A 22,845-nucleotide genomic window follows, 5' to 3' on the forward strand; every position below is an offset into this window, starting at 1 on the left:
GATAAAAGTAATGGTAGAACGTGGTAAACCTTTAGAAAGTAACGTTAACTTTGCACCGTTTTTGGCTGCTCTGAAAATTCATGGGCTTAAGCTATTGCTGGTTACAGTAGTTGTAACGGGGTTAAGCCTGCCAGTGATTTGGTCGATGACGGCTAAGTATGTCTCGACTGCGACAGTATTGATTAAAGCGCAATCGGACAATGTCTCTCCGGTTGATCCGATCGAAGATTATGACTCTGCTCGCTCACAGTACTATGAAACGCAATTTAACCTAATGCAATCTAGAGTCGTGTTGGTTAAAGCTGTTGAAGCGTTAGAACTGCAACAAAATGAAGAGTTTAATGGTTCAACGTTAACTGGCAATGGCGATTGGACACTGCCTCGAGAGCTACGCATTAACCATGCGGTTAAAGAGTTGAAGCGACACCTAACATTTACTTCAGTCCGCTTAACTCAATTAGTTTATGTGTCTTATGAATCTACGAACGCACAACAAGCTTCAACAATCGCAAATGCAGTGGCACAAGCTTTTATTGATTATACGGTGGAGCAAAAAATTGCTAAAACCCAGCAAGCTAAACGATGGAATACGCAACAGCTAGGTGTACTCAAACAACAAATTAGTCAGCAAAAGAAAGAAATAGACGCATTTTTGCAAAGCGAGGGGTTACTGACCTTCCGAGGTGTTGATGGTTTTGAAACAGAAGAACTTGGGATTATTACCAATAAATTGGCGGATGCAAAAGAGAGGCGCTTAGCTGCTCAAGCTAATTATGAATTGGTGAGCCAATATATGAAAGGTGATACAGGGACTCTCACCTCGTTGCCTGACTTCTCCTCCCACCCTCAGCTACAAGATCTTAGAATTGCACTTATACAAGCAAAACGGAAATTATCAGATCTTAATCGACGATATGGACCTAAACACCTTAAAGTTCTTGAGGCCAATGCTGAAATTGAGGTGATTCACAAGCAAACTGTACGCCTGCTTGATGAGCTAAAATTAGGGCTTCAGCAAAAATATCAAGCAGAACTTATCAAAGAAAATCATTATAAAGCGCTCTTAGCTCTGCATAAAAAAGACTTCTTTGCACTTGCAGATAAGCGTGATCATTATGATGGCTTGATGGCAGATCTTACTCAAAAGCAATCGCTGTATGAGCAGCTTTATCTGCGTACTACTGAGCATACTCTTAATACGACGTATAGAGAGCAAGATGCACGAATTTATGATCCCGCGGTGGCTAGTGAGCGTCCAGCGAAACCCAACAAGCCATTGTTAGTCGTGATGATAAGTATTATGACAATGCTAGTTAGTGCTTTGGTTGTCATTATTCGAGCAGCCACAAAGCAAACAATAACAACTCTTGCACAGCTGGAAGCAAAGCTTGGATTAATTCCACTAACTGACATGCCTTCATTTACAAGTGAACCGATGTCGACATGGATGTTAGGTAAGCAAATTCGTTCCAACCAATATGCCAACGAGATCGGAAATGGCGCTTATACCGCATTATCTTTAGCTCGCCCAAGTAGTCAGTGTGTCGGTGTCGTATCGTCATACCGACAAGAAGGTGCAACGACGACGGCGTTATTATTAGCTGCTGCGGTCAGTGAAGTGAAACCAACTTTACTGCTTGATTTGGATTATCGTGGAGAAGGCGAATTTACAAGAGATATTGTTGCGGACAGTCACTGCAGTTCCCCTAAGTTTAACGTACAGGAAGAAATTGCTGGGTTTAGTCATTTGGTGTTTAGCCAATTGAGTTCGGTACAAATAGGTGATGAAAACAAGTCTTCATCATTACAAGAAGCACTACAACTCGATATTGAGCAAGTCATTATGCCAATATCACAGGGATTGTCTTATATCGCCCCTGGTACCCTGGCTGAATCACCATTAACTTTTTTTGCTCGCCCAGAATGTGAATCTGCATTGTTGGCACTTTGTCAGCGTTTTGAATCTGTCATCATAAAGCTTCCAGCTCTGAATGATAGTAAGGATGCACAGCTCCTATTGCGCTTTTTGGATAGCTTGATTGTCGTGGTCAAATCTGATCAACATACGGCGAATGAAATAAAGCATCAACTAAATAAGTTGTCGCCGTTGTTGGACCAGCGAGCTTTTGGAGTACTCAATCAAGTGAGTGATGACCGAGTTGTGGGTGAAGAGTCTCTGCGTTTTATTGCTCAAGGTAGTATGGATTTACTCAATATCGAGGGCTCTTAGTGAGCTTGCTTAAAAGCATTTCCACTATTGCGACATCATCGATATTGTCTCAGTTAATTGGGGCTGGTTCGATATGGTTGATTTCGCATTGGTACGGGATGTCGGAAGTCGGCTCATACGCGTTAACGTACAGTATTGCCTTAATCGGAGCACAAGTTTGTACGTTTGCATCACAGCTGCTATTGACAAAACAACAGAGTAACGAGCTAGGGCAAAATGTCTCTTTTTGCTTGTTATTTAGTGTTTGTGCGTCGGTCATTTATTCTATGGGCATTGCATGTTTGTTTGACCGTCCCATTCTTCAAACTCTGATGTTAACGTTGGCACATGCATGGGTTTTGATCTCTGAGAATCTACTGCTGAGAGTTCAAAAAATGAAGTCACTAGCTTTACAGCGAACATCGATTTCGATGTTAGTGTTGTTACTTATTGCTGTCAGTGAAGACTTGAGTGCATTCTATTGGGCTTGGGGAGCATCGTTGCTAGTGTGTATGTTGCTATGTATTGGTTACTCTCTACCAAGAAACGTGATGAATCTACAGCAATTCTCGCTTTCATCCTTGTCACTGTTTTTCCGTAAGCACAAACATCATATTGTCAAAGTTGGGAGCGCTGAGATTTTGGCGATGGTGAATAATAATTTACCCGTTATCCTTATTAACGTGTGGTTCAGTCCTGTTGTAGCCGGTTATTACGCCGTAGTTAGCCGATTTTGCTTAGCGCCTATTGTTATCATTGGTAACGCTGTAAGAAACTCTATTTTTTCCACTTGGTCTGTCGACTTTAGACGCAATCAGTTTAATTACGCTGAATTTTCCAAGGTGCGCCGGTTACTCTTTGCTATGGGGACTACGGCGGTGCTTGGAGTTTTCATTTTCTACCCCATAGTGATGCAATTAGGGTTTAGCGCTGAATGGGTCGCTTCAGTGCCAACTTCTCGCTATATGCTACCGTATTTGTTTATGGCGCTAGCGGTGTGCCCATTGACCGTTCTTGAGTTGGTTTATGGCTCTCCCAAGTATTTCCTTCGCATTCAGCTTGAGCAACTTATGGTGGTGGTATTGGCTTTTGGTGCGCTGCCATTTTTTATAAGTGATTATGCATACTCGGTTATTGCCTTCGCCCTACTGTCTTCTATTCGATACCTGTTTATTTATTTTGAAGTGAATAAAACGGCTGTGCGACTTCGTCGAACGATGGAGGTTACTTGAAGATAAATAATGGTCTGTTTTTGCAGGTATACACGTTTGTAACGTTAGTTGCTTGTGGGCTAGTACAGTATCTGACTGGTGTCGGCGCAGTGCTTTGGCTGCCATTTGTTGCTGCCTTTGCGATGGTTTTGTTGCTATTGATGCAAACCAATTATGAAGCGGTTAAGTTAGATAATATAGAAACAGTACTCACATTGTTGTTGGTGGGGGCCTATACGTTGATCTTAGCGTCGACAGTTCTACAAAATGGGCTGACGGTGACCATTTTAGGTTGGAAGAACGAACTTGCATTGTCGCTTATTTTTCTATGCTTACTATTGGGGTTTATCCGAGAGTCGCAGCTTTACCGCGTGGTGCAGATGCTATATTGGATTTTCTATCTACAATTCCCAGTTATCTTGTATCAGATTTTAGTTGTTGTCCCACAACGTGTCGCTTTGAAAGGTGAATTTGAAAAGTGGGACTCTGTGGTAGGGACTTTCGGTGGTGACCCTATGGGCGGGGGAAACACGGCAGCATTAGGGTTATTCTGTTTACTTGTCATGCTCCTTAAATTGTCTGAATTTAGGCATGGTGTAGTTAGTCGGCTTAACATGATACTGCATATTGTTGCCGCGTTTATTTTGTGCGTTCTTGGTGAAGTTAAGTTCGTCATTTTGCTTGCTCCTATACTTTTAATATTTGTTTGGCTGTGCCCTAGTTATGTTTACGGCGTTAGGCAAAAGGATATTAAGAAAGTGCTTCTTATGGTTTGTACCATGGGATTGTTAGTTTTATTGGCAATAGTTGTCCTTGCTGCCTCTTACGCAAGCGCTTTTGATACCGACCCTGACCACAGTGCTTTAAAGGTGTTTTGGGATTCTTTAGAGTATATATATGACTCAAATTACATCTTACCAACGGGAGAATTAGGGCGGATGACCACGCTATTTTTCTGGTTGGATAATAGTCAGCTTTATGGATGGTCTAACGTGTGGTTTGGTTATGGGTTAAATGCAACCAACCACGGTAGTTCGGTAGCTCCAGGTTTCTTGAATCAAATATTTAATGTCCTCCTAGATTCTACGTCACTAAGCATGATGTTGTGGGAATTTGGTGTCGTTGGGTTAGTCCTATTTTTATGTCCAATTTTATTGGCGCTAAAGGTGTCAATGCCCAAGGAAGTGCTAAAACGTGAGCAGTTATCGATGCAAGACATTCAATTGCTCTCTTGGCAACCTGCGTTTATTGCATTTAGTTTTGCAGGTTTATTAAGCTTACCTTACAGCCAAATTTTAATGTTGGTGCCTATGTTGCAGTTCCTTTTCTATTTTTCACTTGGCGGAAGTCTAATCATACGCAAGACTGTTATTCAATCGGGGGCAAGGTTATGAGTTCTTTACCTAGAATCACCGTGATTATAAAAACACTCAATGAACAAGGTGGTATTGCTGCAACGATTAAAAGCGTTCAAAGTCAGCTAAAGAATTATCAATATGATGTCATTGTTGCCGATAGCTTATCTGATGATGATACGCAAAAAATTGCGTTAGAGAATGGCGCTAAAGTCGTGACGTTAATCAACGCTAATGATCGTTGCTGCGGCGTAGGCCATCAACTTGGCTATTTATACAGCACTGGTGACTATCTATTGTTATTGGATGGTGACATGCGTTTACAAGACGGGTTCATTGATGCGGCGATAGCATTTCTGGAAAAAGAGCCGGCTTACGCCGCTGTGGCGGGGGCGGTTGAAATGGATGAAGCGAATAGCTACGAATTTAAATCTCGCCAACAAAGGCATCACAAAATATACCCTACTGGTGATTGTAGTCATTTAGCCGGGGGAGGGCTGTATCGGGCGAGTGCAATCAATGATATAGGTTATCTTACACATCGCACATTGCATGCCTATGAAGAGGCCGAGCTTGGTATGAGACTCGAACATGCTGGTTACAAATTGCATCGTTTGGATACCCCGTTTTTCCATCATACTTCTTATGATATGCCGACGTTAACGTTACTGCGCTACCGATGGAATCGTGGTTATTTGTTTGCGTCAGGCGAATTGCTAAAGAGCGCGTTTGGTAAAGCGTACTTTCGAAAAGCTGTGAGTGTGGTGCGTAATGAGTTGATCTTTGCTTGCTATCTTGCTTGGTTAATTTTGGCCTTGCTGGTGGGTAATGTTTCGTTGTTGACCATTAGCCTGTTGCCATTGATGCTTTTCTTTGCTGCTAAAGCGTTTAAAAACCGCTCAATAAAGGACGGTGCGCAGAGCATTATTAATTTGACCGTATTTTCAGCCGGATTGGTAAATGGTTTGTTGTTGCCCATTAAAGACCCAAATCAACCACCGTCACATAAAGTGTTAGAGCGAGATGTGTCATGAAAGTATTGGTGGTGAATAAGTTTTTTTTCTTAAAGGGGGGCGCTGAAACGGTCTTTTTTCAAGAAAGAGAAATGTTGATGGATCGAGGGTTTTCGGTTATCGACTTTTCAATGGCTCACAATGACAACTTGGTATCTGATTACAGTGCTAGTTTCGTCGATAATGTGGATTATCACGCCAATGCTACTTTACTCAGCGCGTTGAAAACGGCAATGCGGTTTGTACATAACGCAGAAGCGTGTGAAAAGCTTTCTGAGTTGATTACTACTGAGCAACCCGATATCGTTCACTTTCACAACATTTATCACCAGCTAACTCCCTCAATTATCAAGGTTGCTAAGCAAGCCGGATGTAAAACGGTGCTCACCGCTCATGATACTAAAATAGCCTGTCCTAGCTATACTATGTATCGTGATGGACACACCTGTGAAGCGTGTTTACAAGGAAGTGTTTTTAACGCTTTAAGATATCGCTGCCAACAAGGATCATGGTTTAAAAGTGGCTTGCTTGTTGTGGAGGCGTTGTATCAATCGCTTGCTCAGAACTATCAATCACTGGATGTGATAGTTTCACCTAGTCAGTTTTTAGCCAATATCATTCGTCGTAAGCTCCCTAATAATAGAATTGAGGTCATAGTGAATGGCATTGACGAGAACGTTGATCAGCAAGATGTGGCAGATCATCGATATTTTTTATATTTAGGGCGGTTGAGTCAGGAAAAAGGCGTGGCGACAATGGTAGCGGCTTACGAGTTGTCTAACCAATCTATACCATTAAAAATAGCCGGTACAGGACCACTTGCAGACTCCCTATCAGGGAAACAGAGTAAGGTCGAGTGGCTAGGTTTTAAAACGGGACCGGATTTACATTTACTCATAAAACAAGCTAGTGCAGTTATTGTCCCTTCGGAATGCTATGAAAACTGTTCTATGTCAGTGCTTGAAGCTATGTCGTACGGGAAGCCTATTATCGGTGCAAATATTGGAGGTATCCCTGAGCAAGTTCGAGATGGAAAAGAGGGGCGTTTATTTGAAGCGGGTAATGCCCATGATCTTGCCAATGTGATGGATGAGTTTGCGATACGGCCAGAGCTTACAAAGTATTATGGTGAACAAGCAAGACAACGCTTAGAGTCGCGCTATTCATTGAGAGCACATCATCAGCAGTTGGTCGATTTGTATCAAAATTTATTGGGTGAGCAATCATGAAAGTAACCGTACTAGGGACGCGTGGTATTCCTGATGTATTAGGAGGAGTCGAAACTCACTGTCAGCACCTTTACCCTCTTATTGTTAAGCAAGGATTTGAGGTAGAGGTTATCGCTCGTTCTCCTTATGTCGCTTATAAAACGAGGAGTTATAAAGGGGTCGCGGCCAAAGCACTGTGGGCTCCGAAAAAGACATCGTTAGAAGCTATCGTTCACTCGACTATTGCGGCATTTTCTACCTTAACGGATGGCTCGAATGTGGTGCATGTTCATGCGATCGGCCCTGGGTTAGTCGTGCCACTGTTACGCTTGATTGGAAAGAAAGTGGTATTCACCCATCATGGTCCAGATTATCAGCGTGAGAAATGGGGGAAGCTAGCAAAGATTGTTTTGAAGCTCGGTGAGCGTTTTGCCGTTAAATATGCCAATGAAGTCATTGTCATATCAGAGGTGATTAATGACCTTATTAAGCAATCTTATCAAAGAGATGATGCACATCTTATTTATAATGGAGTTAACCCGGCTAAGTCTCTGCCTGTTGATGTCGTATCATCTATATTGGAGCGCTACCAGTTAAGTGCGCGAGGATATATTGTCGCGGTAGGACGTTTTGTTGAAGAAAAAGGCTTCCATGATCTTCTTCAAGCCTACGCAAAATCCAAGCTTGATATGCCGCTCGTACTGATCGGAGATTCCGATCATGAAAGTGAATACAGTCGCTCATTAAAACAAGCAGCGAAAGACACCCCAGGCGTGATACTGACCGGTTTTCTCAAAGGGGAGGATCTACAAGTTGTATTTTCTCAAGCTAAGCTATTCGTAATGCCTTCTTATCATGAAGGGCTGCCTATTGCACTGCTAGAAGCGATGTCATATTCCTTACCCGTGGTGGTTAGCGATATTGCGCCAAACAGTGAGGTTGGACTTGAATCTGATTGCTATTACCCAGTCAAAAATATAGATGAATTATCACAGGCAATAAATAAAAGGAGTGTGATGCCTCTACAAGACTATCAACACTTTTTAGAACGATATGACTGGCATAAAATCGCTGATCAAACGGTGGATGTTTACAATAACATGTTGGGAAGCAAGCGTGACTAATCGTCTTAATAAAAACAATGATACGGATGAGCCTAATAAGAGCCGGGCAGTGACTCAATTTTACCGAGTTTTACAGCAAGAAACGCAACAAAGCTTGAGTGAAGAACAAAGGCAAGCTATTGAAAAAGCAGTTAATCAAGTTGGCTTAGTCGCAAAACATTCCGTTGATATCCGTAAAAGCTTTCCTTGGTTTGGCAAGCGCTACTATGTCGTGCTGTTGAGTGGGCGTGATCGTCGTACAGCAGAGCGTCAAGGTGAGTCTAAATGGTTAGTCTATGCTACAACGGTATTGCTAACTACCTTTGTCCTTGCGGGGGGGATGCTCGCTCTACTGGCATTGTATTTGTTAAAGTCTGCACTGGGTATCGATCTGTTCGAGAGCTTTTCACTAGGTATATGGGACTGGTTTCAATCACTATAAGGGTTGAACTCGAGTGATAAATGATAGGAAATAAACAAGTGAAAAAAGTCACTAACTGGCAGTGCTCATGGCTATACCTATTATCGTTAGTATTCTTTGTTACCTCATACGCCTATGCTGACGAAGTAGGGGATAAAGTGACGTCAATCACGGCACTCAATACACCTATCTCTAATCCAGGTATGGGGGTTGAAACGTTTCACGACGGGTGGGGTACCGTACTAACTCTTGAGCAATATCCTGTCTCGGGAATGGGATACTACCGGTATTATTGGAGTGAACTTGAGCCAAGCGAAGGTGAATATAACTTTTCTCTCATTGATGACTTGCTTGAACAGAATGCCAAGCAATCAAAGCGAGTAGCTTTGCGTTTTATGACACTTGATGAACCATTCTCAGGAACAAAAATTCCACAATGGCTCATCGATAAAGGTATCGAAGGGCAGTGGGTTGAAAATGGAAAAACTTTCGTAGCCGATCTCGATGACCCAACTTATTTATACTATGTAGAAAAATTACTTAGTGCTTATGGGCAACGTTACGATAATGACTCGCGGCTGGCTCAGATTGACATAGGTATGGTGGGTTCTTGGGGAGAGTGGCATAACAGCAACTTTCCAGAGCTTGAACCACTATTTAGTAGGTATTCAGAACACCAGTTAAATAAGTTCGTTGATCTGCACTTTTCAGCATTCCCAAATACTGCAAAATTAATGCTTATCAACGGGGGGGATTCTTTCGCATACGCAATAGAAAAAGGTGCTGGCTGGCGTGCCGATTGCTGGGGCGATTGGCATAATTTTGGCCCTACTTGGAGTCATATGAATGATGACTACCCGTATCGAATTCAACAAGCAAACTCGCAAACACCAATATTTGATACGGCTTGGCAGCACCAGCCGGTTAGTTTTGAAGTCTGTGGTGACATGCATGGTTGGCTAGCCACACAACATTACACAAGAGCTCAAGTGGCTGCCTCATTAGACTGGGCGATTAATCAGCATGCGAGTAGCCTAAACTTGAAATCGAAGCCAATTCCCGAACAGTACCGCGATTTGTTAGATAATGCGTTGCTAAAAATTGGATATCGCTTTCGAGTCGATACGATTCGTCATTCAGCTTACCTGTCGATGGGGAAAAACCTCTCTCTGGAAGCTCATATTTTTAACGATGGAGTCGCACCAACATACCAACCTTATTATGCGTATTATCGATTAGTAAACAGCAACGGTCAGGTGGTTTCGTTTGCAAAAGATAGTACAAGTAGCGAAGCTTGGCTCCCTGGAGATTATAAATCTATTGCGAACTTCTCATTGCCGACAGATCTAAATGTCGGTCATTATTATATCGAAATAGCAGTGAGTGAAGGTCGTGACAGTAAACCTTTGAATTTGGCAAATATAGGGAAACAGCCTGATGGTTGGTATCGGCTAAGTGAAGTGATCATTGAAGAGTAATGACAATTGTCATTACTCTTCTAATGCATGCTAGATAAGATGGTCTGGTTAGCCCTGATTACTCAATCTAATTCGCAGGCAACACCACTGCTGACGCTTCCTCAGAGTCTTCTTTGCCTTCTACTTGTTCAGTAACCCAATCAATTGTCTTGGTTAAATAAAGCTTATTGGTTTCGGTATCACACCAACGCTTTGACAGACCTCTTCGGTTAAATTCGCTGCCAATAGCGGCCAGTGTTTGATTGCTCGGCCTTCCGTAATACAAGGTGTCGCACAGTTGTAGGTTCGACATCGACTGCGGGTATGAATTAACTGACGAAGAGTTCATGCTTAACGCTTTCGACTGGTTATGAGTGCAACCCGTAAGGCTCAAGAAAAAGATCAATGCTAAGGCTTTCTTCATCATATCTCTGAACAGTTACCAATAATTGGCGGGGATTATGAACATGATTAAGTCGTTGATTTGTCAATTCTTCGCTAACTGCTTAAAGAGCACGATCTTGCTCGCAATTAGAGCACGTTATTGAGCCGTTTAATTCCTAGGTCAAAAAATGTCTTAGCTGCCAAATGCGCAATTTTGTACAAAAGCTGAAAGAGACTATAGGGTAGACTGATAAGTCGCTCGATAATCAACAGGCTTGGGAATTGTTATGGAGAACAATAAACGCTCTAAAGAAAAGGCCGAGTATAAGATAACCGAAGAGCTCGGCGGCCTTGAAATTCTTAATGCTGAATACGAAAAGCAGAACTTCTCGCGCCACAGCCACGAGGGCTATACGCTGGGAGTCATCGAGCAGGGCGCTCAGCGTTTCTATCGAACGGGCGGGCATCATATAGCACCACAAGATGCGATTATTCTGGTCAATGCCGACGAAGTTCATAGCGGTCACTCTGCCACTGAAGGCGGTTGGGCGTATCGAGCCATGTATCCACTCCCAGATCAACTTGCCAAGATCACTCAAGAGCTAAACCTACCCAATTACGGGGCGCCTTACTTCCCAAGAGCGGTTGTTGAAGATCCTGAACTCGCCAATCAATTGAGATTAGTCTTTAACACGATTGATGAATCTGACAATCGCTTGTTAAGAGAGACCTTGATGTACGGGATGTTGGTTAAACTGATTAGCCGACACGGAAAATCGCCGCTTAACCCTCAACTCGACGGAAAAACTCAGCGCCAGCTTGTCTTGGTGAAAGAGTTCTTAGATGATTTTCCACAAGCCGATGTGTCCCTAGAGGAGCTGTCTAAGTTAGCGGCATTGAGTCCGTTTCACTTAGTGCGTTCTTTTCAAAAAGAGTTTGGTCTTCCGCCACATGCGTATCAAATCCAGTCTCGGTTAAGGCTTTCGCGTAAGTTATTGAAACAAGGACATACCATTTCAGATACCGCGCAAGAGTGTGGTTTTCATGATCAAAGCCATTTTCATCGACACTTCAAAAAGGCCAATGGCTACACGCCGGGGCAATACATCAAAATGCTCTAAACTTGCATGGCTAAGGCATGGCCAACTTGTGTTAAGTGCAGTTAAGTGCAGTTAAGTGCAGTTAAGTACGGTTAAGTGCGGCAAACAGAGGGGCATGAAATCGAGCAAGTTTGTACAATCGAACCGACTCAACTCCTCTTACATTGAATAGCCAATGTGAAGAGAGAAAAGAACTATATGGATAGTGAAACAATGGATAGACGAACACAGTTATGGAAGGGCGTTTTAGCGGGAATGCCGTTGAGCATTGCGGTAATCCCTTGGGGGGTTCTGGCCGGTTCATATGCGATAGATGCCGGATTGAATCAACTTCAAGCGCAAGCGATGTCGGCTATTTTGTTTGCTGGCTCAGCGCAACTTGTCGCCGCGGGTATGTTTAAAGCGGGTATTGGTCTAGGCACCATGTTGTTGACTACCTTATTCATCACGTCTAGACACTTTCTGTATAGCGTATCGATGCGTGACAAAATCAACCATCTTCCTGCGCGTTGGCGTCTATTACTCGGATTTTGGCTCACCGATGAGTTGTTTGCGATTTGTAGTGGGCAGTCTCAGAAAGAATTTAATCGCTGGTACGCTGCGGGTGTAGGCGGCGGTTTTTACCTAGTTTGGAATATTGCGAGCTTTGTTGGCATTGTCGCGGGAAGCCAGATTCCTTCGCTTAATGAAATTGGGCTCGACTTCGCGGTCGCAGCAACCTTTATCGCCTTGGTGTTCCCATTAATCCGAACTCTACCCGTCGTGGTGTGTGTGGTTGTTTCACTGGTCACTTCGGTTGCCATGTCGGTTAACAATATTGAGGGCGGGCTAATGATTGCAGCGATTGCCGGTATGTTAGCGGGCTTTATCAGCGAATCGTTCCAAGAGCGAAACAACGGCAACAAGACAATTGTGGAGGGGAAATAGAGATGATTTGGTTAACGATATTCCTTATGACAGCGATTGTTTTCTTTAGTCGGTATCTGTTTCTAGAGCCTGCAATCCCGCTTCGATTAAATCAAACCACGCGTCGACTGTTACGCTATTCAAGCCCCGCTGTGCTTACCGCAATTTGGGGGCCGATTGTATTTGCACCAGAGCAGACATTTTGGCCAAGCTTTGAAAACCCATACTTGATAGGCGCGCTGGTCACAGGTCTGTTGATTTGGAAAACAGGCAATGTGCTACTTACTATCGGCGTCAGCATGGCGGTGTTTTTGTTCTATAACCTTGTCGCGGTTGATTACCTTTTCTCGTGAGCTTCAACTTCAATGTCAACTTAGGCTTTGTGTTTCTCCTATTATTTAAGGGCTGTATAAATATGATTACTTGTTATGTTCGATATGTGATTGATCCTAAAAAGGTAAATGAGTTTGAGGCATACGCAAAAATGTGGATTCCTCTGGTCGCTAAATTCGGGGGCCAACACAATGGTTATTTCTTACCGTCGGAAGGGGCGAACAATATTGCCTTGGCGCTGTTTACCTTTGAAAGTTTGGCTGCCTATGAAGAGTATCGGATTAAATCGTTGAACGATGCTGAGTGTATTAAAGCGTTTGAATTTGCAGACGAAGTTGATTGCATCGTGAGTTATGAACGCAGCTTTTTTAGACCTGTTTTAGAGTGATAGACCTTGCAACGTATAGCGTGGTGGCATCTAATGTACTGATTCACTGTTTGTGTGTTTAGGTTTTGGTAAGGAGTTAGTTTGGCTAAGAAATATTATGTGGTTTGGAAAGGTCGCACACCGGGTATTTTTACCACTTGGAACGAGTGTAAAGCGCAAGTCGATGGCTTTGCTGGTGCGAGATATAAATCGTTTCCAACACTAGGCGAGGCTGAGTCTGCTTTCGGTGGTAAAACGTCGTCTGCGTCAGGTTCTACAGCGACAAAGCCAAGCTCTGCGGGTAAGGCGACGAAAGTGAAGGTGCCGCCTCTTTCGGAGCAGCAAATCACAGATATGCCTTTTGATATCAAGATCTTTACCGATGGTGCTTGTGAGCCAAATCCTGGTGAAGCGGGGACGGGTTTAGCGGTATACCAAAACAACCAATTAACAGAATTGTGGTATGGCTTGTATCAGCCTGTTGGTACCAACAATACCGCCGAGTTACATGGGCTTAAGCAAGCGTTTATTCTCGCGAAAGAGAAGTTAAACGCGGGTCTGTCTGTTGCGATTTATTGTGACTCTAAGTACTCAATTGATTGTATTACTAAATGGGCAACGGGCTGGGAGAAAAAGGGCTGGACTAAGTCGGGCGGCGAGATCAAAAACCTCGATATTATTAAGCCTGCGTATGCTCTCTACCAAGAACTGGCTTCAAAAATCACCATCTACCATGTGAACGGACACGTTGGTATTGAAGGTAACGAATTGGCCGATAGAATGTCGATTGTGGCTATTTCATCGAAAGAGCAGGAGCTAGCTCAATATCGTGACATCGAAGATCTTGAGTCTATTTTGGCACTTCGAGCCGGCTAGCTAGGCTTCTTAATGAAAAGCTAATAAAAGTTACTGAAAGCATAAGTTGCTATCATTAAGCAGTGCTTAGTTGAGCGCTACATTTCAAATGGATGTAGCGCTCTTTTGATCTTGTGGTGCTCAGTCGTTTTTGTGAGGCATAGCTGTCTGAGTTAATCCTTATTGAGCTGGGTTCTCTATCCAACGAGATAATTGCTGAGCTTGTTTGATCGAATTAAAACTGTCTTTCACTCTCTCACGTGCCTTTAACCCCATCGATGCTTTATCGTTACTGCTTAGCTGCGCGAAACGCTCAATCGCTTCTCTTAATTCTTCCACGTTCTTTTCGCTAACCACAAAACCTGTCTCTGGTGAGACGATCTCTTTGCATCCCATGATGTTGGTGGTAATGACGGGTGTGCCCACGGCCATCGCTTCTTTTAAAACCAGTGGCCCTGTATCCACACACCCAGTTTCGGAAAAACAGAAGGGCGCGATTAGGCTGTCATAGTTCGATAGTTTCTCTTTCACCCACTCGTGAGGTTTAGCGCCAAGAAAGGTCACGTTTCGAGTGAGCCCTTGCTCTTTGACCTGCAATTTTAACTGTTGCTCTAAATCGCCAGTACCGATGATATCGAGATGAATATCGAGAGGTTCGGCAATCGGCGCTAATGCATCAATAAGATGGTGGATACCTTTTTGCTCCACTAATCGGCCAAGGAAAATAAAGCGAAGTTGCTTCGTTTCGGTTTTTGGGTTGAGTTGGAACTGTTTGGTATTAACTCCGCAATGCAGGAGCTTAATGTTTCCTTTCGCCATGGTATTGAAGTCAGCAAGCATGTCTTTACACACTGCAACCACAAAATCACTCGATGAGATTTTATGTTCAATGTCATAAGCGAACTCGTAAACATCATGACCATGAGCAACGAACGAACAGGTGATATTCAGCAGCTTTGCCGCGACGATGGCGTGAGCTGTGGTGTGCTGACAGAAATGCGCATGTACGTGTTCGACGTCGTTTTCCGCGAGTTGCAGCGCTAATTTAAACCCATAAGCGAACAGTGACTTTTTCGGCATGCTGGTTTGCTTAGAAATAAATGAGACAGCCTTGATGAAACCTATCCAGTTAATGCTGGCGACTTTACCCTTCCGAACATTTTTACCTATTTCGACAATGTCGTAGTCGAACTGTTTTTCACTGTTTTCAATTTTGAACGTCATTACACAAACATCGTGCCCACACGCTTTCACAGAGTCGACTTCTGTTTGAATGAAGGTCTCACTGAGTACTGGGTAGGTTGGCGCCACAAATGCTACTTTCTTCATTCCTTACTCCTCAAATCCATATGACTAAAGCTATCAAGCCAAGGTAATAACCAATAAAGCAAGATACGAACCAAGATCGAATCGTAGCTTTGGAGGGCTTTCTGATTGCTTTTCGAAGGTTACCCCTTAAGAGGTAGCTCGTTTTCTCAAATTGATAATCAAATTGGAGTTGCAGTTTTTTTGAACATCTGTGTTTGGTCGTCATTTTGAGAATGGACGCGTAGGTGACTGATATAGAGGTGATTTTGTAGTAAGACACTCTCGGCATAGAACATGCAACGTCAGCCATATAACGTATAAATCTGAGGGCGTCATTATGGCTAAAGTAAGTGTTGTTATTCCTACCTACAATTGTTTGGATTACCTGCCGAAAGCGATTGGTAGTGTACTAAAGCAGACTCATCAAGATGTTGAGCTGATTGTCATTGACGATAACAGTAACGATGGAACGTCGACGTATCTTGCTTCTATAGACGATGAACGCATTATTACGTTGTCCACATTGGGTGTTGGTGCGCCTCAAGCGAGAAACCTAGGGATTGAAAAGGCGACCGGTGAATACATCGCTTTTTTAGACGCAGACGATTTCTGGTTTCCTGAAAAAATTGAGCGCCAACTCGAATTTCATCAACGTTACCCTGATCTCGCGATGAGCTTTACTAACTACGAGCATCTTACTGAAGATTACCAAGTAATAGTCGACTGCTTTAGTTACTGGTCGCAGTTTCAAGATCAAGATGAGCTGTTCATCAATATCGAGAACCCGTTGGAGTTCATCATAGAAAATAACGTGATTGGAACATCAACGGTCATGGTGAAAGCGGATGTGTTTTCTCAAACAGACAGTTTCAATGCTGACATCAAGTATGGGGAAGATTGGGAACTGTGGCTTCGAATGAGTGAAAACCATCAGATCGGTGTGTTGAACTCGGTGCAGGTTGGCTACTTGATGAGAGCGAGCTCTGTTACCCAAACTGAAAGTCTTAAATTGAGAAATTTGCAGTCTATAGAGACTATTCTTCAACATTACCAAAATGACAGTCAACGATGGAATCTACCCACTTCTAGCTTCAAAATCGCAAAGGCGAGAATACTGGAAGGTTATGCTGACTATTATCGAGGTTTACAACAGAATAGACAGGCTATTGCCTACAGTTTCCGTTCTTTGGTCATGTCACCTCAAAAACGCACATTGCGACACCTAATTGGAGACTGTAAAAGTTTCCTAAAGCCAGCTTGGTAAGGAAAAGGTGACGACTATGGGTTCTTTAAAGCAGTCGGCTTACTACGCCATCGGTATATTAATGATGAAAGGGATTTCATTGGTGATGATCCCGTACATTACGCACAATATGACGTTGGCAGAGTATGGTTCCTTAGAAGCCATTGTCTTGCTGGCAGACATTGGGACGATATTGTTCAGCTTCGGTATTGTCGATGCCATGTATCGTTATGTGGGTGTCGCCGAAGGTGATGAAAAGCAAAAGCTCGTCTCGAACTGCTTCACATTGAGCGTGCTGGTGTGCGTGCTTGGGGGCGCCTTGATTGCCCTCAGTATGCCGTTGTTAATCTTAATGTTGCCAGTTGAATTCCAGCCTTACCAGATACTGCTTCTGCTTATTCCTACCATGCTCGATGGGGCGATTTCTATCCCGCTAACGCTGATGCGTATGAACGCGATGGCGAAACGTTTTTGCATGCTCAATGTGTTGAAAGCCGGTGTTCAAGCCATCATGACTTTTGTTTTGCTTGAGGCTGGATACGGTATAGATGGCGTGTTGATTTCAGCTGCGGTATCCAGTGTATTGCTAATGGTTTGTTTAGTGCGTTATCAATGGCAAGAGATGGGATCTTTTGGTTGCTTCAAATACTCGGCGAAGATCTTAAAATTCGGACTGCCCGTTCTGGTTGGCGGTGCATCAATGTATATGATCATGGGGCTCGACCGCTGGGTAATGGCAAGCTTCGTCGGTGTCGAAGAACTCGCGATTTATGCGGTTAGCGGAAAGTTCGCGTTGATTCTTGGTCTGTTGTTGCAGCCTTACGCGCTTTGGTGGTTTCCAAACCGTGTGGCGATGCTTCAACAGCCGGGTGGCAGTAAGATGTGTGCCGATAGGGCGTTAGTCGGAGTGAACCTCGCCATTGTTTTAGGTTCGTTGATGATTCTAACGGTACCCGGATTTATTTCTCTCATTTTACCGAGCAGTTATCATTACGCGGGGGCCATTGTTGTTGCGCTGCTTGCGATTAGCGTTATCAAAAATGCAGGTGATTATCTTAACCTTGGTTGTTTCAGTGGCGATTCGAGTCAATCTCAAATGTGGATTCAAGGTGGATGTGCGGTCTTGGCGGCCATTGGTTATTTCACAGTGACGCCTATTTATGGCGTGTGGGGTGTTGTCGCGGTTCTTTGTGCAACTTATGTTGTGCGGCTCATGCTTCTGTATGTTGTAAGCCAAGCGATGGAACAATTACCTTATGAACACAGCAAGTGGGTAACCGCAGTTAGCATCGCATTAGTAGCGATAGCGAGTGATCAACTTCTGGGATTGGTGTTGGTTGATGTCCATGACTTTATTCTTGGATCGGCTGTTGGTGTAATCGCGCTGGTGGCCTTTGTTAAATACTCAGTGATCGTTGTCCCGCAAGCTCTGCTCGACAAGTTGATGCTGGGTAAGCAGTCTCACGCAAATTAAAATAAAACACTGTTCATAATGTGTGAGATTCGATAGTATTTATAAATTCAATGAATGCCATCAATGGAAAGATACATGAACAAGTGGATTGTGCTCTCAGCTCTATTCTCAACCTTATCGTACGCTTCGTCTGAATTGTCTAACCACGACGTACTCACTCAGCACTTTGACGTTCCTGAAGCTATCTCCTTAGAAAATCAAAACAGGGTATGTAATAGCCTTGTTTGTAGTTCGGTGTCTGCGCCAAAATCTGTTCCTGCTGTTGGCGACTTCCCAGAGCGAGAATCAAACCCAACGATAGATACAATTGCGAGCGCTATCTATTTCGTCGGTGAGATTGGTGTCGCCGAAAATCTAGCGACACCCGAGTACGAACAGTTTTTTGAGAACTGATTGAAAATTTACTGTATAGATTTGGTGCTTATTTTTTATGCAGTTACAAAAGATATGAAATGCTGTTATAAACGATAAGACCTTGTTTAAGGATTTTATAATCACGGCATTTGGCAATTAGGAAGCACCAATGGAAATCTGGAAGTTACTGCTGTTTATCCCCGCTTGTTTTGCGCTCAACATGACTCCGGGCCCAAACAATTTGTTATCAATGAACAACGCCCGTTGTTACGGATTTCAGGCCGCCTTTGTCGCAGGCCTAGGAAGAATCCTCGCTTTTTCTGGCATGATTGCTTTGGCTGCATCTGGCTTAGCGGTTGTGCTTTATACTTCTGAAACGCTGTTTTTCCTGATCAAACTATTTGGCGCGATGTATCTGTTGTGGATCGCGTTCAACCTATGGCGCTCACAAGCTAGCCCAGTAGCGGACATTGAACGTAATAAGAATTGGTTTGGTCTAGTTAAACAAGAGTTCACCCTTGCAGCTGGTAACCCTAAAGCGATACTCATCTTTACCGCATTTCTGCCTCAATTCGTTGATGTTTCAGCCAATGTAAACACACAGTTCTTCATTCTAGGTGGCACATTCCTAGTGTTAGAGCTGCTCGCGATATCTATCTACGCTGCCTTTGGTTTATACCTCAGAAACTGGTTCTCCAAGCCGCAAATGGCTAAGCGTTTCAACAAAGCGTGCTCGGTTTTTCTTGCGTTATCTGGCGCAAATTTGTTGGTTATTCGACAGTAAAACATAAGTAACCTAATCTACTCCTCAGGCGTTAGTTAAGTGGCATCTTCGTTAAGGTAGTTCGTAAGCCTTTAGGCTGTTGATATATTATTAATAGCACCTTTGAGTTTGCATGTTTAAACTTGAGGTTCGGTTTAAATGAGGTCTATCTATGAATGTTGTTTGTGCGGAAAAACAAGAACTGGCTGATATCTACCAGCTTGAACATGCTTTGTTTGGCGCTCACGCCTATCCGCTGTTTTTCTTTCGTCAGGCCTTTGATTGCTGGGGAAAAGGTTTATTGGTTGCTAAGCAAGACTCAAAGATTGCTGGCTATGCCTTAACGACAACCACAGACAAGCAGAATGAGTTTTGGGTCCTATCATTGGCTGTAGACCAGAATTATCGTGGCATGGGAGTTGGCCGGAAACTGATGCAACAGGCGGTTGAGCAGTTGCCTCGAGATGCTAGGCTTTTGCTCACTGTAGACCCAAATAACACATCGGCTCGTGCGCTTTATGCATCGATGGGGTTCGTTACCATCAAGCAAGAAGACAACTACTTTGGTGATGATGAGCCGAGGTTAGTGATGAAGCTCATCATCTAGATTGTTGCTAACGGTTTTTAACAAAGGCGCTTAACTAAATCAAAGGCTCACACTTCAAAGACAATCTCGTAGCTCTAGGTTAGCATCACGATACCGTGCATTAACACGACACTAGAGGTCAGCCGAGTCCTCATATCAAAGTAGCCATCAGGACCTTGGCTCTGGTTCTCTTCTCTCATCGTCCTTTCAGCTCGCCAAACCGCAATATAACCAAAGATGAGAATCAGAGTTGTCACTAGCTCTTTTTGTTCGCCAAGCAATACTGCCAGCCAAGCGATGAGCACAATCGCGTTGCTTATTAGCAGTGCTTTGTTACTTGATTGGCTTTCAAAGTTTTCGATGCCATTTGCCCACAAGATCCCTGAAAGAAAACTCAAAATTGCCACGCTGTAGGTGATGAACAGCGTTTCACCGCTTATCCCCATAAATTGGCTGTCGGTGAGCGAAAGGAGAAGACCGAATAAAAACGGAATTAACCCCATGTACCCCAGTTTGGCCATGGTGTTACGGGTTTGAGTTGTTGCCATGTAATCCGCCTTCATAACTGCTGCTCAATCGCGTTTTTGAGCGTGGCACTCACTGGAGATGTGGAGCTAGGGAAGGTGGCGACGACTTTACCTTCTTTACTGATCAAGAATTTGTAAAAGTTCCATTTAGGCGTTACGCCCGCTTGCTGTTGTATCTCTGTAAACACGGGGTTGGCGTTGCTACCAGACAGTGAAGCTCGTGCCATCATTGGGAAGGTCACGCCATAGTCTAGGTAACAAACCTTTGCCGTCTTCTCTTCGCTTCCCTTGTCTTGGCGAAAATCATTACTTGGGAAACCGATAACCGTGAAGCCTTGGTCTTTGTAGGTTTGATGAAGTTGCTCGAGTTGCTCAAACTGCGGAGTGAAGCCACATTGGCTCGCTGTATTTACCACCAATAGAGTTTTGCCTTGAAACTCATCGCACAAGGCGATTTCTTCGGTTGAGTTTAACAAGCGCTGTTTGCCATTAAGTATTTCGGGACAGATCGCTGCAAAGGCGATGGAACTCGTGAGGCTTGTAATCAGTGCGGTTGAGCAAAGTAGTGAACATTTCATAGGGTTGGCTCATTTTAGTTGGCGTAATGGTTATTACTCTTGAGCACGATGAAATGATCACTTTGCGTATTATTTACTGTCTCATTAACTCGCGCTTTTAGTTGTGCTTTTGCTCTCTGAGATAAGATATGGAGCGACCAAGCGACTGATATTCACTTTTGCACCAAGGCGAGCCGCTAATAGATACATGCCACCAATTTTTCGGTGCAGGAACAGCGCATCGGCGGGCGGCGTATGCCAATACTCTTGTTCCATGCTCAAAATGGTGCCTACTTCACGAAGCCTTTGTGCCAATCCACTGGCTTTGAAGTCGTACTCTTCGTCAACTAACATCGGCTCACAGGCCATCTTCACTAGATTTAGAATCGCTTGGCGTTGTTCGGGAAGAATTGTCTCGCTAAAGAATCCTATTTGCTCTAAAGCTCGGTTGAGCACTTGCTCATCGTTGTTAATGACAGAGGAAAAGGCCAAGCGATAACCTTCGCTGAAGCGGTCACTGTACTCACGGGTTGCTCCGAAATCTAATAAGCCAATTTGTCGGGTGTTTTCAACATAAAGGTAGTTGGCGAAATTGGGATCGGTTTGCACCATCTTAAAATCGAACAACTCTCTGAACAGAAGCTCCAGTAAGCTGTGCATTACAAAGTCACGTGTGCTTTGGTCGTAACTTTCGATTTGCTCTATCGAGACGCCTTCGATGAAGTCCATGGCGAGCACCGATTCTGAAGAGACTTGCGGATGAATCTTAGGTACGACGAAGTGAGAGTATTCTTTCAATGCATCATGGTAACGAGTTGCGTAATCAGCTTCGCGAGCATAGTCTGCTTCATCGTGGAGCTGTTTCTTTGCCTCTTCTAACAAGCCTTTGTAGTCGACCGACTTTGGTATCAAGCCAACAATATTGAGCAGCGTGCCCACGTTATCTACATCACTGTCGATACTTTTTCTAATGCCGGGGTATTGGACTTTGACTGCGAGTTTGTCCCCAGCATCACTATAGGCTTGGTGAACTTGTCCGATAGATGCACTGGCGATCGGTTTAAAATTGAAGGACAGGAATTCGGTTTTCCAATGGTTCCCGAGCGAGCTTTCTAACACTTGATTGAGCTGTTTTGTTGGCAGTGGATCGGCATCGGAGCGCAGGCGAGAGAGAATGTCGGCTAACTCTGGTTCTAAGACATCACCCGCATCCATTGATAGCATCTGTCCTAACTTCATAGCCGCACCGCGCAGGTGTGCGAGTTGATCGGTCAGGCGAGCAATGTTTTGTGGCGTTAACAGTAAGTCTTTTGCTTTGGGCCTGTTGCCTTGTGCAATTTGTTTGGTGCCTTCCGTTAGCACGTTACCCGCGACTCTTGTCGCCAACGAAGCGAACTTACTGAATCTAGAAATTCGATGTGTGGGAAGGTTTCTCTCTTTTGCCGACATAAAGGTTCTCACTTAGTTATCAAGACTCACTACAAAGTTCTATAAATCATTACCCAACCGAATGTTTTGTTGTGGTAACGTTGCTCGCGAAACAGTAAACAGAATTTAAAGGACAAAACATGAAGTTTATTTGGTTAAAAGTCGCGGTTACCGTTTTAGTTTTTGCTGCGCTGTTTGGTGTGGTGTATTACAAAGTCGCAAGTGGTATGTCTTAACCAAGTACTATTTTGAGCAGCTGTTACCATCGCAGCGTGACTTTCCAGTTAGCCAGAAAGAGACTTTGTATCGGTTCTTGGCAAACCGAAGATAACACCAGTCGGCCACTGGCTTGAATATCGCCCAACGTAAAGGGGCGTATAGCCAACCTTTTCCTACTAAGCGCCACGCTTGGTAGGTCACGTCTAAACCTAGCAGCAGTTTTCCATTCTCATCCAGTGCATGCAAAATGGTGTTGGCTGCGTCGGCATCAATCTGAGGGTAGTCTGAAAAGGCTTCACTGTAGATATCGATGGTTTGAATCTTATTCTCGACATCATGCTTTGCAAGTGCCGCCATCTCCTTTGCGCACAACGGGCATGTCCCATCGTAAAATATCGTTAATGAAGTCATTGCTTCCCTTACTATTTTTACCAATTCCCAACTATACGCAATCACCGATTAGG

Annotated in this window: 24 protein-coding genes; 18 read left to right on the plus strand and 6 right to left on the minus strand. The window is 43.8% G+C overall.

Annotated elements, in window-relative coordinates; all coding sequences use genetic code 11:
* Nucleotides 1-10: 10 nt before the first annotated feature.
* The 8 genes from AB6E54_RS00675 to AB6E54_RS00710 are packed head-to-tail and all read left to right on the plus strand — an operon-like array spanning nt 11 to nt 9,998.
* On the plus strand, nt 11-2,230 hold the full coding sequence (locus AB6E54_RS00675; RefSeq protein ID WP_102333007.1) for an exopolysaccharide transport family protein: 2,220 nt from the start codon (nt 11-13) through the stop codon (nt 2,228-2,230).
* Nucleotides 2,230-3,441 carry a lipopolysaccharide biosynthesis protein gene (locus AB6E54_RS00680; protein WP_102333006.1) on the plus strand — a complete coding sequence of 404 codons (1,212 nt, stop codon included), beginning with the start codon at nt 2,230-2,232 and terminating at the stop codon, nt 3,439-3,441. Before AB6E54_RS00675 ends, AB6E54_RS00680 begins: the two co-directional genes overlap by 1 nt.
* Nucleotides 3,438-4,814, plus strand: a complete 1,377-nt coding sequence (locus tag AB6E54_RS00685) for a capsular biosynthesis protein (RefSeq protein WP_372107298.1) — start codon at nt 3,438-3,440, stop codon at nt 4,812-4,814. The genes AB6E54_RS00680 and AB6E54_RS00685 overlap by 4 nt, the downstream gene beginning before the upstream one ends.
* Nucleotides 4,811-5,809: a glycosyltransferase family 2 protein gene (locus AB6E54_RS00690; RefSeq protein ID WP_102333004.1), complete on the plus strand. Its 999-nt coding sequence runs from the start codon at nt 4,811-4,813 to the stop codon at nt 5,807-5,809. Before AB6E54_RS00685 ends, AB6E54_RS00690 begins: the two co-directional genes overlap by 4 nt.
* The gene (locus tag AB6E54_RS00695) at nt 5,806-7,017 is read left to right on the plus strand and encodes a glycosyltransferase family 4 protein (RefSeq protein ID WP_372107296.1); all 1,212 of its coding nucleotides are present in this window, start codon (nt 5,806-5,808) and stop codon (nt 7,015-7,017) included. The genes AB6E54_RS00690 and AB6E54_RS00695 overlap by 4 nt, the downstream gene beginning before the upstream one ends.
* Nucleotides 7,014-8,120 carry a glycosyltransferase family 4 protein gene (locus AB6E54_RS00700; RefSeq protein ID WP_372107294.1) on the plus strand — a complete coding sequence of 369 codons (1,107 nt, stop codon included), beginning with the start codon at nt 7,014-7,016 and terminating at the stop codon, nt 8,118-8,120. The genes AB6E54_RS00695 and AB6E54_RS00700 overlap by 4 nt, the downstream gene beginning before the upstream one ends.
* Before the next feature lie 49 nt (nt 8,121-8,169).
* A complete protein-coding gene (locus AB6E54_RS00705) occupies nt 8,170-8,541 on the plus strand; it encodes a hypothetical protein (RefSeq protein ID WP_170964679.1) in 372 nt (123 codons plus the stop codon).
* A 38-nt stretch (nt 8,542-8,579) separates the two neighbouring features.
* The gene (locus AB6E54_RS00710) at nt 8,580-9,998 is read left to right on the plus strand and encodes a DUF4832 domain-containing protein (protein ID WP_240799481.1); all 1,419 of its coding nucleotides are present in this window, start codon (nt 8,580-8,582) and stop codon (nt 9,996-9,998) included.
* A 67-nt stretch (nt 9,999-10,065) separates the two neighbouring features.
* Here the strand turns inward: AB6E54_RS00710 and AB6E54_RS00715 are convergent, their stop codons facing one another.
* Nucleotides 10,066-10,401 carry a hypothetical protein gene (locus AB6E54_RS00715; RefSeq protein WP_102333000.1) on the minus strand — a complete coding sequence of 112 codons (336 nt, stop codon included), beginning with the start codon at nt 10,399-10,401 and terminating at the stop codon, nt 10,066-10,068.
* 247 nt (nt 10,402-10,648) lie between these two features.
* On the opposite strand from AB6E54_RS00715, the gene AB6E54_RS00720 reads away from it, so the two are divergent.
* The 5 genes from AB6E54_RS00720 (at nt 10,649) to AB6E54_RS00740 (ending at nt 13,943) form a co-directional block, all read left to right on the plus strand.
* Nucleotides 10,649-11,482 (plus strand): AraC family transcriptional regulator, encoded by an 834-nt coding sequence (locus tag AB6E54_RS00720; protein ID WP_102332999.1) that lies wholly within the window; start codon nt 10,649-10,651, stop codon nt 11,480-11,482.
* Between the two features lie 177 nt (nt 11,483-11,659).
* A complete protein-coding gene (locus tag AB6E54_RS00725; RefSeq protein ID WP_102332998.1) occupies nt 11,660-12,388 on the plus strand; it encodes an AzlC family ABC transporter permease in 729 nt (242 codons plus the stop codon).
* Nucleotides 12,389-12,390: 2 nt separating this feature from the next.
* Entirely contained in the window at nt 12,391-12,720 is a 330-nt protein-coding gene (locus AB6E54_RS00730) for an AzlD domain-containing protein (RefSeq protein WP_017080376.1), read from the plus strand.
* 62 nt (nt 12,721-12,782) lie between these two features.
* Complete coding sequence (locus AB6E54_RS00735; protein ID WP_017070270.1) at nt 12,783-13,088, plus strand: NIPSNAP family protein; 306 nt, start codon at nt 12,783-12,785, stop codon at nt 13,086-13,088.
* An 81-nt stretch (nt 13,089-13,169) separates the two neighbouring features.
* Nucleotides 13,170-13,943, plus strand: a complete 774-nt coding sequence (locus AB6E54_RS00740) for a viroplasmin family protein (RefSeq protein WP_017087185.1) — start codon at nt 13,170-13,172, stop codon at nt 13,941-13,943.
* 159 nt (nt 13,944-14,102) lie between these two features.
* Here the strand turns inward: AB6E54_RS00740 and AB6E54_RS00745 are convergent, their stop codons facing one another.
* The gene (locus AB6E54_RS00745; RefSeq protein WP_017062219.1) at nt 14,103-15,251 is read right to left on the minus strand and encodes a glycosyltransferase family 4 protein; all 1,149 of its coding nucleotides are present in this window, start codon (nt 15,249-15,251) and stop codon (nt 14,103-14,105) included.
* A 316-nt stretch (nt 15,252-15,567) separates the two neighbouring features.
* Here AB6E54_RS00745 and AB6E54_RS00750 point away from each other — a divergent pair, with 316 nt between their 5' ends.
* From AB6E54_RS00750 to AB6E54_RS00770, 5 genes are all read left to right on the plus strand, one after another.
* Complete coding sequence (locus AB6E54_RS00750; protein ID WP_017062218.1) at nt 15,568-16,494, plus strand: glycosyltransferase; 927 nt, start codon at nt 15,568-15,570, stop codon at nt 16,492-16,494.
* Nucleotides 16,495-16,510: 16 nt separating this feature from the next.
* Nucleotides 16,511-17,947 carry a lipopolysaccharide biosynthesis protein gene (locus AB6E54_RS00755; protein WP_017067059.1) on the plus strand — a complete coding sequence of 479 codons (1,437 nt, stop codon included), beginning with the start codon at nt 16,511-16,513 and terminating at the stop codon, nt 17,945-17,947.
* A gap of 75 nt (nt 17,948-18,022) precedes the next feature.
* Nucleotides 18,023-18,340 carry a hypothetical protein gene (locus AB6E54_RS00760; RefSeq protein WP_017070274.1) on the plus strand — a complete coding sequence of 106 codons (318 nt, stop codon included), beginning with the start codon at nt 18,023-18,025 and terminating at the stop codon, nt 18,338-18,340.
* A 130-nt stretch (nt 18,341-18,470) separates the two neighbouring features.
* The gene (locus AB6E54_RS00765; protein WP_136979725.1) at nt 18,471-19,085 is read left to right on the plus strand and encodes a LysE family translocator; all 615 of its coding nucleotides are present in this window, start codon (nt 18,471-18,473) and stop codon (nt 19,083-19,085) included.
* 151 nt (nt 19,086-19,236) lie between these two features.
* Complete coding sequence (locus AB6E54_RS00770) at nt 19,237-19,671, plus strand: N-acetyltransferase (protein ID WP_017062214.1); 435 nt, start codon at nt 19,237-19,239, stop codon at nt 19,669-19,671.
* 74 nt (nt 19,672-19,745) lie between these two features.
* Here AB6E54_RS00770 and AB6E54_RS00775 read toward each other — a convergent pair whose 3' ends face one another.
* From AB6E54_RS00775 to AB6E54_RS00790, 4 genes are all read right to left on the minus strand, one after another.
* Nucleotides 19,746-20,213, minus strand: coding sequence for a DUF3429 domain-containing protein (locus tag AB6E54_RS00775; RefSeq protein WP_017062213.1), 468 nt, complete (start codon nt 20,211-20,213; stop codon nt 19,746-19,748).
* Nucleotides 20,210-20,755: a glutathione peroxidase gene (locus tag AB6E54_RS00780; RefSeq protein WP_102332996.1), complete on the minus strand. Its 546-nt coding sequence runs from the start codon at nt 20,753-20,755 to the stop codon at nt 20,210-20,212. Before AB6E54_RS00780 ends, AB6E54_RS00775 begins: the two co-directional genes overlap by 4 nt.
* 84 nt (nt 20,756-20,839) lie before the next feature.
* On the minus strand, nt 20,840-22,183 hold the full coding sequence (locus AB6E54_RS00785) for an AarF/ABC1/UbiB kinase family protein (RefSeq protein WP_102332995.1): 1,344 nt from the start codon (nt 22,181-22,183) through the stop codon (nt 20,840-20,842).
* A gap of 222 nt (nt 22,184-22,405) precedes the next feature.
* The gene (locus AB6E54_RS00790; protein WP_017095855.1) at nt 22,406-22,792 is read right to left on the minus strand and encodes a thiol-disulfide oxidoreductase DCC family protein; all 387 of its coding nucleotides are present in this window, start codon (nt 22,790-22,792) and stop codon (nt 22,406-22,408) included.
* Between the last annotated feature and the right edge of the window lie 53 nt (nt 22,793-22,845).

Origin of the sequence: Vibrio sp. 10N.247.311.49 (assembly GCF_041467655.1) — a bacterium.
Taxonomy (GTDB): Bacteria; Pseudomonadota; Gammaproteobacteria; order Enterobacterales; family Vibrionaceae; genus Vibrio; species Vibrio crassostreae_C.

Coding starts and splice junctions, on each gene's coding strand:
- AB6E54_RS00675 (WP_102333007.1), top strand. CDS start 11: ATGGTAGAACGTGGTAAACCTTTAGAAAGTAACGTTAACTTTGCACCG.
- AB6E54_RS00690 (WP_102333004.1), top strand. CDS start 4,811: ATGAGTTCTTTACCTAGAATCACCGTGATTATAAAAACACTCAATGAA.
- AB6E54_RS00695 (WP_372107296.1), top strand. CDS start 5,806: ATGAAAGTATTGGTGGTGAATAAGTTTTTTTTCTTAAAGGGGGGCGCT.
- AB6E54_RS00700 (WP_372107294.1), top strand. CDS start 7,014: ATGAAAGTAACCGTACTAGGGACGCGTGGTATTCCTGATGTATTAGGA.
- AB6E54_RS00715 (WP_102333000.1), bottom strand. CDS start 10,401: ATGAAGAAAGCCTTAGCATTGATCTTTTTCTTGAGCCTTACGGGTTGC.
- AB6E54_RS00720 (WP_102332999.1), top strand. CDS start 10,649: ATGGAGAACAATAAACGCTCTAAAGAAAAGGCCGAGTATAAGATAACC.
- AB6E54_RS00725 (WP_102332998.1), top strand. CDS start 11,660: ATGGATAGTGAAACAATGGATAGACGAACACAGTTATGGAAGGGCGTT.
- AB6E54_RS00730 (WP_017080376.1), top strand. CDS start 12,391: ATGATTTGGTTAACGATATTCCTTATGACAGCGATTGTTTTCTTTAGT.
- AB6E54_RS00735 (WP_017070270.1), top strand. CDS start 12,783: ATGATTACTTGTTATGTTCGATATGTGATTGATCCTAAAAAGGTAAAT.
- AB6E54_RS00745 (WP_017062219.1), bottom strand. CDS start 15,251: ATGAAGAAAGTAGCATTTGTGGCGCCAACCTACCCAGTACTCAGTGAG.
- AB6E54_RS00750 (WP_017062218.1), top strand. CDS start 15,568: ATGGCTAAAGTAAGTGTTGTTATTCCTACCTACAATTGTTTGGATTAC.
- AB6E54_RS00755 (WP_017067059.1), top strand. CDS start 16,511: ATGGGTTCTTTAAAGCAGTCGGCTTACTACGCCATCGGTATATTAATG.
- AB6E54_RS00760 (WP_017070274.1), top strand. CDS start 18,023: ATGAACAAGTGGATTGTGCTCTCAGCTCTATTCTCAACCTTATCGTAC.
- AB6E54_RS00765 (WP_136979725.1), top strand. CDS start 18,471: ATGGAAATCTGGAAGTTACTGCTGTTTATCCCCGCTTGTTTTGCGCTC.
- AB6E54_RS00770 (WP_017062214.1), top strand. CDS start 19,237: ATGAATGTTGTTTGTGCGGAAAAACAAGAACTGGCTGATATCTACCAG.
- AB6E54_RS00775 (WP_017062213.1), bottom strand. CDS start 20,213: ATGAAGGCGGATTACATGGCAACAACTCAAACCCGTAACACCATGGCC.
- AB6E54_RS00780 (WP_102332996.1), bottom strand. CDS start 20,755: ATGAAATGTTCACTACTTTGCTCAACCGCACTGATTACAAGCCTCACG.
- AB6E54_RS00785 (WP_102332995.1), bottom strand. CDS start 22,183: ATGTCGGCAAAAGAGAGAAACCTTCCCACACATCGAATTTCTAGATTC.
- AB6E54_RS00790 (WP_017095855.1), bottom strand. CDS start 22,792: ATGACTTCATTAACGATATTTTACGATGGGACATGCCCGTTGTGCGCA.